Here is an 18,168-nt window from a genome sequence, read left to right on the forward strand (position 1 = left end):
TCCCGCGGCCGCGTCGAGGGCGCCGGGTCGCGCGCCGCAGACGACGAGCTCCTCGCCGTCCCGGCGCGCCGCGCGCCACGCGGCGAGGACGCGGTCCAGGCCCTTCTTCGCCGGGTCCGAGGCGTAGGCGACCGCGGCCACGTCGCGCTGCTCCCAGGCGACGGGGGCGGGCCCCAGCGCGACCGGCGGCGGTACGACGACGGATGCCGGGCGGGGCCGCGGGACCTCGTCCAGGGCCTCGGCGGACTGTGGCACCAGCAGCGGGCACCGACGCAGGAGCAGGCGCTCGCGGGGCCGCTGCCAGACCCCGTGGCGGCCGGGGCGGTTGGCGGCCATCGCGGCGTCCAGGCGGATCGCGCCCGGGCGCGGCCACAGGAGCGCGGCCCCGACGCTGCCGTAGACGACGGCCCGCGGCCGGTGGTCGGCCAGGCCCCGCTCGGCGGCCCGGCGGGCGGCGAGCGCCCACGTCAGGTCGGTCAGGGCCAGCGTCCGGACCGCGCGGGGGGCCCTCGCGCGGGCGACCACGACCCGTGCGCCGGCGCGCTCCATCGCCCCGGCGAGCTCGTCGTCGACCTGCCGCAGCCCGGGGGTCGACCCGAGCGAGACGAGGAGGACGTCCGCGGGAAGCCCGGCCGCCATCAGGCGCTGGCGGAGTGGCGCTTGTGCTCGGGGCGGTCGCGCCGCAGGCCCGGGGTGCGCAGGAGCTTCAGGGGCGACACGGGGCCGGTCCGCTCGACGAGGAACTCGACGCCGTCGCGCTCCTCGATCGCCTTGACCGCGTGCTCCTGCTTGCGCCACCCGAGCGCCCAGATCAGCAGGAACCCGGTGGCCACGCCCGCGACCTGGGGGAGCCAGATCGCCGCGACGCCCGAGACGATCGTCACCGCGAAGAGCGGCCACAGCCGGTTGATCAGCGTCAGGACCGGGCGCGGCTCGGGCAGCTGCTCGGCGGCGCGCGCCTCGGCGAGGACCCGGGCGATCTGCGGGTTCGTGTCGTTCATCCGGCCCGCGTTGATCCCGAGGATGCTGGCGACGATCCACCAGAGCGCGGAGATCACGGCGGGCATCGGGTCGCTGTTGACCTGGGCGTGCGAGACGACGATCAGGCCCAGCAGGGTCGCGGACGCGCCCGAGAGCAGGACCGTGGCGTGGAGGAGCTGCCGGAAGGTCACGGGCGCGCGAGCTCCTGCAGCAGCGAGCGGACGCCGTCGGTGCCCTCGACGGAGGCGTCGGCCGCTTCCGCGACCGCGGGTGGGGAGTCGGGGTCGACGGCGGCGACGCAGACCACGTGGGTCAGCTCACCCGCGGACCGCAGGGCCCGGAGGCCCTCGAACGCGTCGACGTCGGTCCGGTCGTCGCCGGCGTAGAGCGCCGCGTCGGCGTCGCGTCCCTCGAGCACCCAGCGCACGGCGGCGCCCTTGTCGAACGGCACGGGCGGGCGCAGCTCGAGCACCATCCGACCGCGGTGCAGGACGAGGCCGTCGGCCTCGGCCAGACGTCCGACCTCCTCCGCCGCGACCTCGGCGGCCGGCTCGTCGGCGGCCCCGCGCCAGTGGATCGCCTGGATCGGACCCTTGTCCTCCAGGCGCAGGTCGGCCGCACCGGCCCCGGACGCCGCGGCGAGCAGCCGGTCGGCGGTCTCCCGGACGCGCGGCTCCCACTCCGCGATCCCCGGGCGCACCTCGGCCTCGTCGGCACCGCTGCGGAGGATCTCCGTCCCGTGGTTGCCGACGTACTCCAGGCCGTCGACGCCGACGATCGCCCGCGCCTCGACCGTCCGCCGACCGGTGATGCAGGCCACGAGGCCGAACCGCGAGGCCAGGTCGGCGACGACGGCCCGGGTCGCCTCGGGCACGGCGACGTCGGAGGCCCGGGTGGTGATGGGCGCCAGGGTGCCGTCGACGTCCAGGAGGACGGCGGTCCGACCCGGGGTGGCGCGCAGGGGAGCGAGGAGGTCGCCGAGGCGATCGTCGATCACGTCCTGCAGTCTCGCGCATCGCCCGCGGGGTGTCCCCCACCGGGTGCGGACGCCGGGTGCCGGGCGGCGCGGGGAGGCCACGGGACCTTCTCTAGCATCCGCCCGATGGACCGCCGCCGGACCGCCAAGATCGCCGGCATCGGCACGGTGGCGGGCCTCTTCAGCGGCCTCTTCGGGGTCGGCGGCGGCGTCGTCATGGTGCCGCTGCTGCTCCTGCTGCTGGGGATGGACGAGCGCCGCGCGACGAGCACGTCGTTGGGGGCGATCGTGATCATCGCGACCGCCGCCACGCTCACCCAGGGCGCCTACGGCACCGTCCACCTGACCGAGGGCCTGCTCGTCGGGGTCCCCGCCCTGGCCGGCGTGGTCGCGGGCACGGCGCTGCAGCAGCGCCTGCCCGCCAAGCGGGTGTCGCTGATCTTCGCGGTGCTCCTGATCGGCGTGGCGGCGTCGATGGTGCTCTCGACCGGCGACGCCGACGGCGGGGGCGCGGACCTCGACGCGACCCGGGTCGCCCTGGCGGCGGTCTTCGGCTTCGCGGCCGGTGTCGTCTCGGGGCTCCTGGGCGTCGGCGGCGGCACGCTCTTCGTGCCCGGCCTGATCTACGTCCTGGGCCTGGGCCACGTCGAGGCGGAGGCCACGTCGCTCCTGGCGATGGTCCCGATGTCGCTCCTGGGTGCCTGGCGCCAGCACCGCTACGGCAACCTCGAGGTCCGCACCTCGGTGACGATGGGCGTCCTCGCGATCCCCGGTGCCCTCCTGGGCGTCGTCCTCGCCAACGCCCTCCCGGTCCGGGTCCTCGAGGTCGGCTTCGCGCTGCTCCTGCTCTACGTGGCCCAGCGGCTGGCGCGGCGGGGGCTGGCGAAGGAGGTGGCGCCGGCCTAACCGTTCCCCAGCCCGTGCTCCAGGGCCTCCTTGATCGTCGCGTCCAGCGCGTTGATGCGGTGCAGCGTCGCGGCCTCGGCGGAGCGGAAGCGGCCGCCGGCGCGCTCCGGACCGTGGTGGGTGAGCACGCAGTGGGCCAGGTGCATCCAGCGGGTCTCGTCGAGGCCGGCGCGGCGGGCGGGCTCGGACATGATCCGCAGGCCCAGCTCGACGTGGCCGAGCATCTCGCCCTGCTCCGTCCGGCCGATCTCGGCCGCGTAGGTGAACTCGCGGGTGCGTCCCAGGTCGTGGACGATGCAGGCCGTCAGCAGCAGATCGCGGTTGAGGCCGGGGTGGTGGACGCACGCCTCCTGGGCGAGCGCGCCGACGGCGACGGTGTGCTCGAGCAGACCGCCGAGGTAGCTGTGGTGCCCGCCGATCGTGCACGGCGCCAGGCGCCAGCGCCGGCGGAGCGCCTCGTCGCCCAGCAGCTGCTGCAGCAGCCCGGCGAACCCCGTGTCGCCGACCTCACCGGCGAGGCCCTCGAGGAACCCGTCGAGCTCGTCGAGGTCCCGGTAGGCCGTGGGCAGGAACTGCGTCGGGTCGACCTGCGCGGGATCGAGGCGGCGGACCGCGGTCAGCTCGGCGACGAGCTCCTCCCGGTAGCGGTCGACGGTGCCGGCGACCTGGACGACGTCGCCGCGCTGGAACGCCGCGTCGAGCCGGTCGACGTCCTTGAACACGCGCGCGGGGATCGTGCCGGTGCGGTCGCGCAGGTCGAGCGAGAGGTAGGCGCCGGAGCGGCCCTGGGAACGGTCCTTGCGGATGCACGCGTAGGCGCCGGCGATGCGATCGCCCGGGCCCAGCGCGGCGATGGTGGCGGTGGCCGTCGCCCGAGCCGGGACGGGCACGTCGATCCGGCGCTCGTCGCGCGTCGCGGGCTCCCCGGGACCCTCGTGCTCCGTGCCCGCGGCGGGTGCGTCCGCGGGGTCGCGGTCCTCGACCGCGGGGCGGTCGGCGGCGGGCGCCACCTCCTCGACGGCTCCCTGTGGACGATGGTCCGAGCCCTCGGGGGGCTGCGGGCTGGACGGTCCGTCGGGTGCCACGCCAAGCATCTTGTACCGTCAACCGGATGATTCCCCTTCGTTGGGACGACCGCCCGGTCGGGTTGCGCGACCCGGCCCTGGTGTGCGCGTTCACCGGCTGGACCGATGCAGGGGACTCCGCCAGCTCGGCGGTCGGCGTGATCTCGCGCCGGCTCGGGGCCCAGCGCTGCGCCACGGTCGATCCGGAGCTGCTCTACACGATGCAGTCCTACCGGCCGCACATCACCGTCCGCGACGGTGTCGCCTCCGACGTCGACTGGCCCACGGTCGAGCTCCGGGCCGCCGTCGTGCCGACCGCGCGCCGCGACCTGATCCTCGTCACGGGCCCCGAGCCGGCGATGCGCTGGCAGTCGCTCAGCGAGACCCTGATCGAGACCGCCCGCAGCCTCGGCGCGACGTTCGTCGTCACCCTCGGCGGGCTGCTCTCCGACGTGCCGCACACCCGCCCGGTGCCGATCACGGGGATCGCCACCGATCCCGACCTGATCGCCCCGCTCGGCGCGATGCTGCCCGACTACGAGGGCCCGACCGGCCTGACGGGCGTCGTCCACTTCGAGGCCCAGAAGCAGGGCCTGCAGGCCGTCACGCTGCTCGCGCACGTGCCGCACTACGTCGCCGGCGTCCCCAGCCCGAAGGCGACCCTCGCCCTGGTCGAGGCCGTCGAGGCCCTCACCGAGGTGCCCGTCCCGACCGCCCGCCTGCGCGCCGCGTCGGAGCGGTACGAGCAGCAGGTGACCGAGGCCGTCGAGCGCGACCCCGAGCGCCGCGAGCTCCTGGAGCGCCTGGAGCAGATGGCCGACCTGCGCGACGTCATCGGCGACGAGGACTCCGACGAGGACCTCGCCGAGGCCGCCGAGGCGCAGATCCAGCTGAACCTGGGGGAGCTGCCCACCGGCGACGTCATCGCCGACGAGTTCCTCGAGTTCCTCCGCGAGCAGGACCACGAGGACGACGACGCGGACGAGGACGAGGACCGCCCGCAGGCCTGACGGCCGCCCGCACCGCGGGCGGATGCCTGGGGACGCCAGGCGCCGCCCGCTAGGTCTCGGCTGCAGGGCAGGTCAGCTGGTAGTCGCACATCGCGCAGGTCTCGTACGACGGGGTCGGCTCGAAGTCCTGGGCGAGGATCGCGTCGCCGATCCGCTCGACGGTCGACGTGATCTTGGCCCGCTCGCCGCCCTCGGCCTCGAGCGGGGTCTTCACGTCGTCGAGGATGTAGTGGTAGCTCTGGCGGGGTGCCTCGAGGCCCCAGGCGTCGACCGCGGCGACGGCGTACAGCTGCAGCTGGACGTCGTCGCGCAGCTGCTCCGGCGTGCGCGGGCGGCCCGTCTTGTAGTCGACGAGCTCGTACGCGCCGTCGGGGTGGCGGTCCACGCGGTCGACCCGGCCGCGGAGCGTGTGGTCGCCCAGGCGGAACTCGAAGCCGCGCTCGAGCCAGACCGTCTCGGAGTCCTCCGCGGTCGTCCGCGCGTGGTACCGGGCCATCGAGTCCTGCGCGCGGGACCACAGGCGCGCCTCGTCGGCCGAGCCCTGCAGCCCCGAGCGCCGCCAGCTCGCCGTCAGCAGCTCCTGCAGCTCGGCCAGCTCGGTGCCCCCGCGGCCGTGCCAGCGCTCGAGCACCTGGTGGACGACGATGCCGAACCGCTGCGCCACCGTCGGCTGCTGGGGGATCCGCAGGACCCGGTTGAACTTGTAGCGCAGGGGACAGGACCCGTAGACGAACAGGTCGCCGGCCGACATCACCACCCCGTCGTCGCGCAGCGGCAGGAACGGCTCGAGCGACGGCTCGCCGCGACCGGCGGCACGGCGCTCCGCGGTCTGGCCCGCGGCGGCGAGGATGTCCTCGTCCAGCGACGAGGAGAGCAGGATCTCCTTCTGCTGCGCGGTGGCCGCCTGGCGGATCGCCCCGTCGACGGCCGGCATCGCCGCGGCGACCTCCTGGCCCTCCGGCCGGTTGATCAGCGCCGCGACCTTCATCAGCTCGAGGTACCGGGTGACGCCGTGGGCGACGTCGAGGTCGGTGTCCATCCGCAGGTCGCCCAGGCGCGCGCCGATCGTCGCGACGTCGCGCAGCAGGTCGTCGCGGAGCGTCCGGAACGTCGCGTGCAGGGTGTCGTCGGGGCCGAACAGCCGCTCGTCGAGCTCCTCCCACTCGCCGTCCACCGCGCGCCGCGCGTCCTCCACCATCGACGACGGCTCACGGGCGGCCCCGCTCGTCGCGCGCTCGGGGTAGGCCAGGACGACGCCCTCGCGGGCGCGCGTCATCGCGACGTGCAGCGCGCGGCGGGCCTCGTCGATCGCGATCGCCCGCGACGGGTCCGCGACGTCGGCCGCCCCGCTCCGCCCGTCGCCCGCATCCAGCAGCCGCCCGCCGACCCGGTCGTCGCCGAGCAGCTCGTCGGGCAGCGGGTCGACCAGGCGCCGGCCGGCGGCCGCGCCGATCGCACCGAGCCGGGAGGACTGCAGGCCCAGGACGAAGACGTGGTCGAGCTCGAGCTCGGCGGCGGCCTCCAGCGGGAGCACGCGCACCGCGCCCGTGCGGGACGTCCGGCCGCCCGCATCGGGCTCGTCACCCGGCGGGTCGCCGTCCATCCCCGCGGCGAACGGCACGGCCTCGACCTTGCCGTCCGGGTCGCCGCCGGCCTCGGCCAGCAGGATCAGCCAGCGGGCGAAGTCGCGCGCGGTGGACTGCGGGGCGATCCGCACGTGGCGCTCCGCGAGCTGGCCGACGCGCGCGAGGTCGCGCAGCCGCTCGACGACGTCGCCGTTGTCGCCGAAGAGCTGCTGCCGGCGCAGGCCCAGGTGCTCGACGAGCCGGTGGACGAACTGGTCCGGTGGCGTGACGTCGAGGGCGCGCGTGGCGCTGCGGTAGAGGCGCAGGAACGCGGCGACGCGGTCGCGGGCCTCGGGCGCCATCTGCGGCGACTCCATCGACGCGGCGAGCGCGCCGACGAGGTCCATCCGCCGGCGGCGGGCCAGCTGCATGCAGCGCGCGAGGTCGGCGGGCCGCAGGTCGATCGGCGGACGGGCGAGCGCGCGGGAGACCGCCGGCGCGTCGGACGGGTCGACGAGCAGCCGCAGCCACGCGAGCACGTCGCGGACCTCGACGCGCTCGAGGAACGCCCCGGCGCCGCCCAGGCGCGTCGGCACCGCGAGCTCCTCGAGCGCCGCGACGACCGGCCCGGCCTCCCGTCGCACGGAGGGGACGAGCACCGCGATCCGGTCGGGTCGCGCACCGTCGCGCAGCAGCCGCTCGACCTCGCCGGCCACCGCCTGCGCCTGCGCCCGCTCCGAGGTCGCGCGCCAGAACCGCACGCTGCCGCCCGACGGGGCGTGCCAGGCGTGCGGCAGCCGGTCGGCGGCGGGCTCGACGACGGCCTCGGCGGCGCGCAGGACCCGGGCCGGGCTGCGCCACGAGCGCTCGAGCGCGACGGTCCCGAGGTCCGGGTAGGTCGCCACGAGGTCGCGCAGGTTCTTCGGCGCCGCGGCCCGGACGCGGCGGGTGGCCTGGTCGTCGTCGCCGGCGGCGGTCAGCGTCGTGCCGCAGCGGACCAGGGCGTGCAGCAGCCGCATCGCCGCCGTCGGCAGGTCCTGGATGTCGTCGACCAGGAGCGCCGCGAACGCACCGCCCACCCGTTCGCGGACCCGGTCTCCTCGCGGCGTCGGGTCCTCGAGCAGCCGGACGAGGTGCAGCAGCAGGTCGCCGTGGTCGATCAGCCCGCGCTCGCGCAGGACCCGGTCGTGCAGGCGCATCAGCTGCGCGAACTCGCGCTCGCGCGGCGCACGCGGGTCGACGTCCGCCAGACCGCCCGCCCAGCGCCCGAGCTCCTCGGCGTCGACGAGCGACTCCTTCAACCGGTCGATGCGCGCCACGGCGCTCGCGAGCAGCCCGATGTGGCCGCGGCCGCCGGAGCCGCCGTCGTGGTGCAGCAGACCGAGCTCCTCGCGGTGCTCGAGCAGCAGAGCCACCCGTTCGTTGCGCGTGGCGGGGACGACGAACGGGTCGACGCCGACCTCCTCCGCCACGTCGCGCAGGAGCCGGTGGCCGAGGTCCGGGAGCGTCGTGACCACCACGTCGGCGGCCGCCGGCCCGAGCCGCTCGTCCAGGCGCCGGCGCGTGCGGGCCGCGGCGGCGGGCGTCGCGCCGAGGACGGCGATGCGGGTGGGGTCCGCCCCCACCGCGGTGACCAGCCAGGCCGCCCGGGCGGCCAGTGCGGTGCTCTTGCCGGTGCCGGCGGTCCCGCGGACGAGCAGGGGCGGTCCATCGGCGCCGTGCGTGGCGACGCGGACCTGCGCGTCGGACAGTCCGTCGAGGGGCTCCATCGGGTCGGGGCATTCTCGCGGGTCGGCGGGCCGGGCGGGGGCGGAGCGGGCCGCGGGGGCCGCCGGCGGGCCCACCGGGGTCGGCGGGGGTGCCCGGCGACCCGGCCGCGTTCCGGGCGGGCGCACGCCGGGCGGGTCGGGGGACCGCCGGGGACCGCCGACTAGGATGGGGTGTCGATGGCCTCTTCCGTGCAGCCCGCCCCCGAGACGTGGATCGCCGCGTTCAACCGGGCCGCGGACCGCGTCCGGGACCGCCTGTCGGAGGTCACCGCCGACGCCGACCGGCTGGCGGAGACGGGCACCACCGGCGAGGGCGGGGACCGGACGCTGGTGATCGACGCGGAGGCCGAGGACCTGATCTTCGCCGAGCTCGACGCCCTGCACGAGCAGGGCGCGCGCTTCACGGCGCTGTCCGAGGAGCGCGGCACGGTCGACTACGGCTCGCCCGACGTCCTGCTGGTGATCGACCCGATCGACGGCTCCATGAACGCCAAGCGCGGGATGCCGCACCACGCCGTCTCGATCGCCGTGGCCGAGGGCCCGGCCGTCGCGACGACCGGCACCATGGCCGACGTCGTCTGCGGTCTCGTCGCCGACCTGGGGCCGGACGAGCGGTGGACCGCGATCCGCGGTGCGGGCGCCTGGCTGGACGGCGCGCCGATCGTCGCCGCCGCGGAGGAGCGCCTGACCTCGGCCGGCAAGCTCGAGCTCGTCGCGATCGAGTCGGCCCACCCTGCGCACGTGATGGCCTCGGGCGAGGCGCTGCTCGAGCACGTCCACCGCCTGCGCGCGGTCGGCGCCATCGCGATCTCCCTCTGCGCCGTGGCCGGGGGCCGGTGCGACGGCATGGCGTCGCTCTGGCGCTGCCGCGCGGTCGACGCGGCGGCCGGCCAGCTCATCGTCCGCGAGTCGGGCGGCCACGTGGCCTTCGGCGACCTCGACGCCCCGCTGGACTCCCCCCTGGACCTCGTCGCCCACGGCCCGGTCGTGGCCGCGCGGTCGGCGGCGGGCCTGGCGCGGGTCGCGCAGCTGCCGCACGGCTGAGCACGGCGCCGCGGGCCGCCGGCGGGCGCAAGCGACGGGCCGCTGCGAAGCGGCTCCGACCGCCGCGACACCCCGTTCGGGCCTGTGATTCTGGTCACTGGACGACGGCAGGCCGCTCGGCCCTGCGGCGCGCGCTCGCCGCCCCGGCGGACGCGCCGCGGCCCGCTGCTCGCGGGCGTGAGCACGACCACCGCACGCCGGCCTCCTCGACCGAACTCTCGGCTTTCCCTGCTCAGAGCGGGCTTTTCGACCACCGCGAGGGACGGCGGGCGACCAATTGCGCCGATCCACCACCGGCGGCGCCCATCGCCGGGACGCCCGTCGCGCCCCGCCGAGGCGGATCCCGAGGGGCGTACGCCGTCCGGCGTCGGCCGTAACCGCCGGGGGGCCCGGTTGTAAGAACAGGTGTTCGCCGATACATTCCGGTGGAACTTAGAACTAAGCACCTTCCCCGAGGTGCTCCACGCAGCCCAAGGGATCCAGACATGGCCGACACCACGAACACCACCAGCTCCACGACCTCGAGCTCCGCCTCGAAGCCCGCCGCCTCCAGCAGCGCGTCGAAGCCCGCCGCGTCGAGCTCCACGTCGTCGACCGCGCCGAAGTCCACCGCGAGCACCTCCGGGACGACCGCGTCGAAGTCGACCGCGTCGAAGCCCGCCGCCAAGCGCACGACCTCCGCCAAGCCGGCCGCCAAGCGCACCACCACGCGCAAGCCCGCCGCCAAGCGCACGTCGACCACGCGCTCCGCCACCTCGCAGGCCGCCGGCGCCAAGACGTCCGCCAAGGCCACGGCCACCCAGACCGCCGGTGCCGCGAAGTCCGCCGCCAAGGCCGCCGCCCCGAAGGCGTCGAGCGCCAAGGCCTCCGCCAAGCGCACCAAGACGCAGGCCACCGGTGCCGCGAAGACCGCCGCCAAGAAGACGGCCACCCGCACGAAGGCCCAGGCCAAGACCGCCGCCTCCCGCGCGAAGAAGACCGACGTCGCGCAGGAGACCGAGTCCCGCGTCGTCGCCGCGCGCCGCGTCGCCGTCGACCTGTACGCCGCCGCGCCGAAGAGCTTCGAGGAGGCCCAGAAGCAGGTCCTCGAGGTCCGCGAGCTGGCCCAGAAGCAGGCCGAGCAGGTCGCCGAGCGCGCCCAGGTCGTCTCCGAGAAGGCCGTCCTGATCTCGACGGGCGCCGCCCTCGAGGCCCGCGACGCCGCCGCCAAGGAGCTCGTCGCCCGCCGCGACGCCGCCGCCAAGCGCCTCCAGGAGCGCCGCGACGCCGCCACGAAGCAGGCCCAGGCCCGCCGCAAGCAGCTCGACACGCAGCTCAAGACGTTCGAGAAGCGTGGCGCCAAGGCCAAGGCCGACCTCGAGCGCGACCTGACCCGCACCCGCACGCAGATCGAGCGCGAGCTGCGCGAGCGCCGCTCCGCCCTGGAGACCCGCATCAACGGCCTCCCCTCCTCCCCCGCCGAGCTGCGCACCGAGCTGCCGAAGCTCCGCGGCGACGTCGAGGCCCGCGTGACGAAGGCGCAGAAGCAGGCCGTCGACTACGCCGGCCAGGCGCGCGAGCGCGTCCTCTCGCTCGTCTAGAGCGAGAGAGCGCCGACCGGAGGAGCGCCTCCGGCACCCGTCCAGCAGCACCCGCGATCCCGGCCCCGGCCGGGATCGCGGCGTTCCGGCCCCGTGCGCGGGCCGAGCGGTCGACCGTGCGACAATCAGGGGTATGCCTACGCGCGAGGACGTCCTCGAAGCACTGAAGTCGGTGATCGACCCCGAGCTCAAGAAGGACGTGGTCGAGCTCGGGATGGTGCGCAAGATCACGATCGGCGACGAGCGCGTCGACGTGATGATCTCGCTGACGACGAACGGCTGCCCGCTGCGCAACCACTTCGTCGTCGCGGTCCGCAAGGCCATCCGCAGCGTCGGCGCCGAGGCCGGCGAGATCGAGTTCGACGTCCTCTCGCCCGAGGAGAAGACCGCGCTGCAGAAGAAGCTCGGCATCCAGGGCTCGCTCCCGACCGGCGAGAACGTCTCGCTGATCAAGAACGTCATCTGCGTCGGCTCCGGCAAGGGCGGCGTCGGCAAGTCGAGCCTCACGGTCAACCTCGCCGCCGCGCTCACGGCCGAGGGCAAGTCGGTCGGCGTCCTCGACGCGGACGTCTGGGGCTACTCCATCCCCCGCATGTTCGGCCTGGGCGCCGAGCGCCCGCCGGTCTCGGCCGAGCGGAAGATCCTCCCGCTCGAGGCCCAGGGCGTGAAGGTCATGTCGATCGGCTTCTTCGTGCCGGAGGACTCCGCCGTCGTCTGGCGCGGGCCGATGCTGCACAAGGCGCTGAACCAGTTCCTCGAGGACGTCGAGTGGGGCGAGCTGGACTACCTCCTGATCGACCTGCCGCCGGGCACCGGCGACGTCTCGATGACGCTGGCGCAGCTGCTGCCGCAGGCGCAGTTCCTCCTCGTCACGACGCCGCAGGACACCGCGCAGAAGGTCGCGCGCCGCGCCGCCGAGATGGCGACGAAGGTCAACCTGGGCCTGCTCGGCGTCGTCGAGAACATGTCCGGCTTCAGCACCCCGGACGGCCAGCGCTACGCGATCTTCGGCGACGGCGGCGGCCAGGAGCTCGCCGACGAGCTCGACCTGCCGCTGTTCGGCAAGGTCCCGATCACCATGGGCCTGCGCGAGCAGGCCGACGCGGGCGTGCCGATCGTCTCGGTGAACCCCGACGACGCCGCCGCCCAGGCCGTCCGCCACGTCGCCCGCGCCGTCATCGCCTCGACGCCCGAGCTGCCGCCGCTCCTGCAGGAGCTCCCGCCGATGCTCACGGTCGAGCGCAACGAGCCCAAGGGCGCCTCGCTGCCCATGGCCTAGGACGAGCCGGAGGAGCGCCGGAGCCAGGACGTGTCGGCCGCCGCGAGGCGGCCGTCGTCGTTCTCGGTCCGAGCTGGGACCGGATCCCAATTTCTTGTTTTCCGATCAGGTTTGGGCCATTGTCGGGTGCATGAGCACGACCGACGACCTCCTCGAGAACGCCAAGGCCTATGAGGCGAGCTTCGACAAGGGCGACCTGCCCCTGCCCCCCGGGAAGAAGATCGCCGTCCTGGCCTGCATGGACGCCCGACTGAACCCCTACGGGTTGCTCGGCCTGAGCGAGGGCGACGCGCACGTCATCCGCAACGCGGGCGGCGTGGTCACCGACGACGAGATCCGGTCCCTGGCGATCTCGCAGCGCCTGCTCGGCACGGAGGAGATCGTGCTGATCCACCACACCGACTGCGGCATGCTCACGTTCACGGACGACGAGTTCAAGAAGAGCGTGCAGGACGAGGTCGGCATCAAGCCCGAGTGGGCCGCCGAGTCGTTCTCCGACCTCGACGTCGACGTCCGGCAGTCGATCGCACGCATCCAGGCCAGTCCGTTCATCCCGAAGAAGGACAGCGTCCGCGGCTTCGTCTACGACGTGCACACGGGCGCGCTGCGCGAGGTCAGCGCCACCTGACCGCACCCCGCCGGGCGGCGGCGGGCCACGGGGCCGCACGGCGGCCCCGTCCCGTCGGCGGACGGCACGAGGCCGTCGTCCCGACGCTGCCGGCCGCCGTCTGCGGACCACGGCGCCTGCCGCGCCCGTCGGCTCCGGTCTGCCCCGCCCGCCGTCAGCCGCGCAGCTTCACGGTCCGCTTCGTCGCGACCTTCTTCGCGCCGCTCGGCGTCACCTCGACGACCGTGCGGACGGTGCGGCCCTTCCGCACGACCTTGCGACCCGTGGCGGTGTACGACACGCGGATCGTGCCGGTCTTCCCCGGCGACAGCGTGTAGCGCCCCGACGACGTCACGGTGCGGACGGCCGCCTTGCCGCGACCCCCGACCTTGACCTTCGAGGCCGTCCGCAGGCGGACCGTGCCGCGGCACCGCGCGGCGGCACCGGCCGGGCAGGTGACCCGCACCGGGACGCGCCCCTTCGACGTCCGCAGCGTGCCCGCCGGGACCGTGGGGGCCCCGACCGGCGTGGCCCCCTTGACGACCTCGTCGCGCGTCATCCGGGTGAGCCGGTTGGCGTTCTCGTCGATGAACCAGAGGGCCCCGTCGCCGCCGAACGCGACGGCGTCCGCGCGGCGGGCGCCGAGCGGCGCGAGGGTCACGGCCCCGGAGGTCGTCACGCGGCCGACGACCTGGTCGAAGCCGGCGCTGCCGAACCACATCGCGGCGTCGGGACCGGCCGCGATGCTCGACGGCGCGACGCGGTCGCCGAGCGGGAACTCGCGGACGCCGCCGTCCGGCGCGACGAAGCCGATCGACCCGTTGCCCGGTTTGAAGCCGATCGTCCCGGCGCTGAAGCGGCCGAACCACATCGTCCCGCCGGGGCCGGCGGCCAGGGCACCGGCGGAGAAGCCGGGCGCGAGCGGGACGGCGACGTTGTTGACCCCGTCGAGCTCGATCCGCTTCAGCGCGTCGCCCCCGCCGCTGTCCGCGCACCACATCTTCCCGTCGGGCCCCGGCGCGATGACGCCGTCGAAGTCGCACTCGGGCGCGCCGCCGCGGGTGTCGGCGCCACGGCCGTCCGGTGCGATGCGCAGCACGCCGTCGCCGACGCTGTCGGTGATCCAGACCGTGCCGTCGGGGGCGGCCGCGATGTCGTTGCCGCGACGGCCGCCGAGCTCGTCGCCGTTGACCGCGTAGCGCCCGACCGGCGTGCCCGGCACGGCGGGGTCGATGACGAACGCGGAGGCGTGGGCGTCCGAGAGCACCCAGACGCGGCCGTCGGCGGCGACGGTCAGCTCCTCGGGCCCGAAGTCGGTGTCGTCGGCGTCCTTGCGCGGGATCGTCCACTCCGTGATCTGGCCGGCGGTCGTGATCCGCCCGACCTTGTAGCCCTTCTGCTCCGAGAACCAGAGGCTGCCGTCCTTGCCCGTGGCGATGTCGGTCAGCCCGGAGTCGGGCGTCGGTACGGGGAAGTCCTGGACCGCGGCGGACGCCGACGACGCCAGGGCGAGCGGGGCCGCGACGGCGACCAGGACCGACAGGCGGGCGATGCGGGCGGTCCGGACCGAGGCTCCGGGACGCATCGGGCGGTGGCGAGGGACGGAGGACGTCATGGGGACCTCGGGGGATCGCGGGGCGGACGGCGCCGGCGGGCCGACCGGCCCCGCCATCCTGCCGCATCGCCCGACGCCGGCCAACCCCACCGGGGCGTTCCTCACGGGTCCCTCATGGTCGGGCGCCTCCCTGTGGTCCTCGTGTGCGCCCTGTGGGTGACGGAGGCGTCGGGGGGGTCGTAGGATCGCCGGGTCGCCCCCAGAACCGGAGTCCCATGACCGACGAGACCCCCGCCCCGTTCACCCCCGAGATGCTCGACAACGCCCAGGCGTTCCCGAACTCCTACGAGCCGTACGACTCGGCCGCCCCGGTCCGGCACGTCGCGGTCGTCGCGTGCATGGACGCGCGACTGGACCTCTTCGGGCTCTTCGGCCTGAAGACCGGGGACGCGCACCTGATCCGCAACGCCGGCGGCGTGGTCACCGACGACGTCGTCCGCTCCCTGGCGATCTCGCAGCGCAAGCTCGGCACCCGCTCCGTCGTGCTCGTGCACCACACGGGCTGCGGCATGCAGACGTTCTCCGACGACGAGCTCAACGCCGAGCTGCAGCGCGAGACGGGCTACAAGCCGACGTGGTCGCCCGAGTCGTTCACCGACCTCGAGGAGGACGTCCGGCAGTCGCTGCGCCGCGTCCGCTCCAGCCCGTTCCTGCTGCACACGGACGACGTCCGTGGCTTCGTCTTCCAGGTGGAGGACGGCGGCCTGCGCGAGGTCGTCCTCGAGGACTGACGCGCGCCGGATCCAGGACGGCGGACGGGGCGCAGGCGCGCGGCCCGGTTCGCCGACGCATGGCCGGATCGCGGACCGGCCGGCCCGGCGGACGCCCGGGAGGGCCGCCGGGGGAGATCCCGTCCCGACCGGGTCCTGCGGGGCCGGGGCGACGTGCCCCGGCCCGGTCAGCGGCGGCTAGGCCGCCTCGAAGTACTTGATGTTCTTGTCGACGAAGGACGTCCACTCGTCCGGGATCTGGTCCTCGGCGAAGATGGCGTCGACCGGGCAGGCCTCGACGCAGGCGTCGCAGTCGATGCACTCGTCCGGATCGATGTAGAGCTGCTCCACCTTGTCGTAGTCCGGCTCATCGGGCGTCGGGTGGATGCAGTCGACCGGGCAGACCTCGGTGCACGAGTTGTCCTTCGTGCCGACACAGGGCTCGGCGATCACATAGGCCATGGACGGTTCCTCAGGGGTCGTTCTTCGGGGTGTTCGATCCCGGAGCATAACGACGCGTCCACCCCGTGTGATCGCCGTCCCGGACGGCGGATGGGATGGGTGCACCTAACTCGGTGATCCGGCCGGGGGGACCGTCCGGTCACGACGTGCGGGGGTCGACGGCGGTGGGCCGTACCCTGCATGGATGATCCTCCTCACCGGGGCCACGGGCGCGACGGGCCGACGGGTGCTCGACCGCCTGCTCGCGCGCGGCCACCGCGTCCGCTGCCTCGTCCGCAACCCGGCGCGGCTGGGCACGCGGCGCGTCGACGTCCAGCTCTCGCTCTGGCACCTGACGGACAACCGCCTGCCGGGTGGGGCCCTGCGCGGGGTCGACACGGTGATCCATCTGGCCGGGCCGCTGAGCGACCAGCCGATCGGGCAGCTCGAGGAGCTGAACGCCACCGCCAGCTGGCGGCTGGCCGATGCCGCCGCGGCCGCGGGCGTCGAGCACTTCGTCTACGCCTCGGCGCTGGGCGCCGGCAGCGCCGCGGGCTGCCGGTTCCTGCGGGCCAAGCAGGTCGGCGAGCACGTCGTCTCGGGTGCCGGGGCGACCGGCGGCATGGGCGTCTCGATCGTCGCGCCGTCGCTGATCCTCGCCCGCGGCCAGCGGTGGGCGTCGTGGGCCCAGGCGCTGTCGCTCCTGCCGGTCGTGCCCGTGCCCGCGCGCTCGGCGGGCCGGTCGCGTCCGCTGTCCGCGGCGGACGTCGCCGACGCGATCGTCGCGGTCGTCGAGGGCGGGACGCCCCCGGTCGACCGCCCCGCCCGCCACGAGCTGGCCGGCCCGGACGAGTACCTCGTCCGCGACCTCGTCCCCGCGCTGCACACCGTCGTCGGTCGCCGGCGCCGGACGATCGGCCTGCCCGCCGGCGTCCTGAACGCCGCGGTCGCCGTCCTCGAGCGCCCCGGGGCGGCGGACCGCGAGGAGCTCGCCGTCCTCACCTGCGACACCACCGGCCGGCACGGCACCCGCGACCTCGAGGCCCTCGGCGTCCGCCCGGGCGGGATCGTCGAGGCGCTCGGGGGCTGAGGAGCTCCGCCCGCCGGCCCCTCAGCCCCGGGCCGCGAGCGGCGCGACCGGGGCCGGTCCCGCGTCCGCCTCGAGCTGGGCGGCGAGCGCCAGGAGCTGCGCCTCGCCCCCCGGCCGGCCGATCAGGTGCGAGCCCACGGGCATCCCGGCGGCGGCGTCGTCCGGGGGCCGGACCCCGAGCGGCAGCGTGATCGCCGGCTGGCCCGTGACGTTGCAGATCGCCGCGAACGGGCTGAAGACGGCGCCGGCGCGGAAGCCGCCCATCGGGTCGGGGCCGTCGGGGTCCAGCGCGTCGACCGACGGCGGCGCCGTGGCGAGGGTGGGCGTGAGCACGACGTCCCAGGCGGCCGCCCAGGTGAGGACACGGCGGGCGACGCCCTGGATCTCGGCGTCGGCCAGCACGTGGTCGACCGCGGGCCGCTCGAGCGACGCCGTGTAGAGCGCCCAGCTCAGCGACTCGACCTCGTGGGCTTCCACGTCGCGGCCGCGCGCACGGCCGACGGACCGGATCCCGGACCCCACGCCGGCGCCGAAGCCGACCGTGAAGAGGTCGAGGAACCCCGGGATCCGCCAGGGGGCGTCGACCTCCTCGACGTGGTGGCCCAACGCCTCGAGGCGGCGTGCCGTGGCCCAGGTCGCGGCCGCGTCGGCCGGCGAGGCCTCGTGCTCGAACACCGGGTCGAGCGTCAGCGCGACCCGCAGCGGCCCGGGGCCGGCGGCGGCACCGGTCCGCGCCGCCGCGGCGAACGCACCGGGCGCGGCCGCCGGGAGCGGCGACAGGTCCCCCGGGAGCGGGCCGGCCAGCGCGTCGAGCGCCGCCGCGGCGTCGCCGACCGTCCGTGCGAGCATCCCGTCGGTCACGAGCAGGTGCCAGCCCAGGTCCGGGGCCAGGGTGACGCGACCGCGCGAGGGCTTCAGCCCGACGAGCCCGCAGGCCGCCGCGGGGATCCGGATCGACCCGCCGCCGTCGTTGCCGTGGGCGATCGGCAGCATCCCGGCCGCCACGGCCGCCGCCGCCCCGCCGGAGGAGCCGCCGGCCGCCCGGCCCGGGTCCCAGGGGTTGCGGACCGCGCCGAAGCGCCGCCCGCGCGTGACGGGGGTGATCGAGAACTCCGGCAGGTTCGTGGCGCCGAGCAGCACGAAGCCCGCGTCGCGGACCCGGCGCGTCACGCCGTGGTCCTCCGTCGCGATCCGGTCGACGATCCCGGACCCGAAGGTGAGTCGCCGGCCCCGGACCGCGCGGTTGTTCTTCATCGCGGTCGGCACCCCGGCGAACGGCCGCGGGTCGCCCGGCCCGATCGCGGCCGCCGCGGCCAGGGCGTCGTCGGCCCAGACGTCGACCATCGCGTTGACCCGCCCGTCCACCGTCGCGATCCGCTCCAGCGCGAGGGTCGTCAGCTCGACCGCCGTGACCTCGCCCGCCCGGACGAGCGCCGCGAGCTCGACGGCGGGCCGCAGCAGGAGCGAGGCGTCCGGCGACATCGGCCCACGGTAGCGCCCGCCCCGCGACCGGCCCCGGGACGCGACCCGT

15 protein-coding genes and 1 pseudogene are annotated in these 18,168 nt (G+C 75.5%); 8 read left to right on the plus strand and 8 right to left on the minus strand.

The window, feature by feature from the left end; all coding sequences use genetic code 11:
- The 3 genes and pseudogenes from Q7T67_RS17750 to otsB all read right to left on the minus strand — a co-directional run.
- Positions 1 to 639: pseudogene (locus Q7T67_RS17750) on the minus strand (hypothetical protein); the annotation flags it as partial.
- On the minus strand, positions 639 to 1,172 hold the full coding sequence (locus Q7T67_RS17755; RefSeq protein WP_304792847.1) for a hypothetical protein: 534 nt from the start codon (positions 1,170 to 1,172) through the stop codon (positions 639 to 641). The pseudogene Q7T67_RS17750 and the gene Q7T67_RS17755, both read right to left, overlap by 1 nt.
- A complete protein-coding gene (otsB, locus tag Q7T67_RS17760) occupies positions 1,169 to 1,978 on the minus strand; it encodes a trehalose-phosphatase (protein WP_304792850.1) in 810 nt (269 codons plus the stop codon). Before otsB ends, Q7T67_RS17755 begins: the two co-directional genes overlap by 4 nt.
- Before the next feature lie 105 nt (positions 1,979 to 2,083).
- On the opposite strand from otsB, the gene Q7T67_RS17765 reads away from it, so the two are divergent.
- Complete coding sequence (locus tag Q7T67_RS17765) at positions 2,084 to 2,863, plus strand: sulfite exporter TauE/SafE family protein (protein WP_304792853.1); 780 nt, start codon at positions 2,084 to 2,086, stop codon at positions 2,861 to 2,863.
- Here the strand turns inward: Q7T67_RS17765 and Q7T67_RS17770 are convergent.
- Positions 2,860 to 3,873: an HD domain-containing protein gene (locus Q7T67_RS17770; RefSeq protein WP_304792855.1), complete on the minus strand. Its 1,014-nt coding sequence runs from the start codon at positions 3,871 to 3,873 to the stop codon at positions 2,860 to 2,862. The two genes, Q7T67_RS17765 and Q7T67_RS17770, sit on opposite strands and share 4 nt — an antisense overlap.
- Positions 3,874 to 3,974: 101 nt before the next feature.
- On the opposite strand from Q7T67_RS17770, the gene Q7T67_RS17775 reads away from it, so the two are divergent.
- Positions 3,975 to 4,937: a PAC2 family protein gene (locus Q7T67_RS17775; protein WP_304792858.1), complete on the plus strand. Its 963-nt coding sequence runs from the start codon at positions 3,975 to 3,977 to the stop codon at positions 4,935 to 4,937.
- 49 nt (positions 4,938 to 4,986) lie between these two features.
- Here Q7T67_RS17775 and Q7T67_RS17780 read toward each other — a convergent pair whose 3' ends face one another.
- Positions 4,987 to 8,271, minus strand: coding sequence for an ATP-dependent DNA helicase (locus tag Q7T67_RS17780; protein ID WP_304792861.1), 3,285 nt, complete (start codon positions 8,269 to 8,271; stop codon positions 4,987 to 4,989).
- Between the two features lie 177 nt (positions 8,272 to 8,448).
- Between Q7T67_RS17780 and Q7T67_RS17785 the strand changes: the two genes are divergently transcribed.
- From Q7T67_RS17785 to Q7T67_RS17800, 4 genes are all read left to right on the plus strand, one after another.
- Positions 8,449 to 9,315 carry an inositol monophosphatase family protein gene (locus Q7T67_RS17785; protein ID WP_304792864.1) on the plus strand — a complete coding sequence of 289 codons (867 nt, stop codon included), beginning with the start codon at positions 8,449 to 8,451 and terminating at the stop codon, positions 9,313 to 9,315.
- Positions 9,316 to 9,800: 485 nt separating this feature from the next.
- Entirely contained in the window at positions 9,801 to 10,895 is a 1,095-nt protein-coding gene (locus Q7T67_RS17790) for a hypothetical protein (protein ID WP_304792867.1), read from the plus strand.
- A 133-nt stretch (positions 10,896 to 11,028) separates the two neighbouring features.
- Positions 11,029 to 12,174, plus strand: coding sequence for an Mrp/NBP35 family ATP-binding protein (locus Q7T67_RS17795; RefSeq protein ID WP_304792869.1), 1,146 nt, complete (start codon positions 11,029 to 11,031; stop codon positions 12,172 to 12,174).
- 130 nt (positions 12,175 to 12,304) lie between these two features.
- Complete coding sequence (locus Q7T67_RS17800; protein ID WP_304792871.1) at positions 12,305 to 12,802, plus strand: carbonic anhydrase; 498 nt, start codon at positions 12,305 to 12,307, stop codon at positions 12,800 to 12,802.
- 154 nt (positions 12,803 to 12,956) lie between these two features.
- Here Q7T67_RS17800 and Q7T67_RS17805 read toward each other — a convergent pair whose 3' ends face one another.
- The gene (locus Q7T67_RS17805) at positions 12,957 to 14,366 is read right to left on the minus strand and encodes a hypothetical protein (RefSeq protein WP_304792874.1); all 1,410 of its coding nucleotides are present in this window, start codon (positions 14,364 to 14,366) and stop codon (positions 12,957 to 12,959) included.
- Between the two features lie 245 nt (positions 14,367 to 14,611).
- Here Q7T67_RS17805 and Q7T67_RS17810 point away from each other — a divergent pair, with 245 nt between their 5' ends.
- A complete protein-coding gene (locus Q7T67_RS17810; protein ID WP_304792877.1) occupies positions 14,612 to 15,127 on the plus strand; it encodes a carbonic anhydrase in 516 nt (171 codons plus the stop codon).
- Between the two features lie 177 nt (positions 15,128 to 15,304).
- On the opposite strand, the gene Q7T67_RS17815 is transcribed toward Q7T67_RS17810, so the two are convergent.
- The gene (locus tag Q7T67_RS17815) at positions 15,305 to 15,568 is read right to left on the minus strand and encodes a ferredoxin family protein (RefSeq protein WP_304792880.1); all 264 of its coding nucleotides are present in this window, start codon (positions 15,566 to 15,568) and stop codon (positions 15,305 to 15,307) included.
- A 184-nt stretch (positions 15,569 to 15,752) separates the two neighbouring features.
- Here Q7T67_RS17815 and Q7T67_RS17820 point away from each other — a divergent pair, with 184 nt between their 5' ends.
- Entirely contained in the window at positions 15,753 to 16,637 is an 885-nt protein-coding gene (locus tag Q7T67_RS17820) for an NAD(P)H-binding protein (RefSeq protein ID WP_304792883.1), read from the plus strand.
- Between the two features lie 21 nt (positions 16,638 to 16,658).
- On the opposite strand, the gene Q7T67_RS17825 is transcribed toward Q7T67_RS17820, so the two are convergent.
- Positions 16,659 to 18,119: an amidase gene (locus Q7T67_RS17825; RefSeq protein WP_304792886.1), complete on the minus strand. Its 1,461-nt coding sequence runs from the start codon at positions 18,117 to 18,119 to the stop codon at positions 16,659 to 16,661.
- Positions 18,120 to 18,168: the final 49 nt, after the last annotated feature.

The organism is Patulibacter sp. (genome assembly GCF_030655195.1).
Classification (GTDB): Bacteria; Actinomycetota; Thermoleophilia; order Solirubrobacterales; family Solirubrobacteraceae; genus Patulibacter.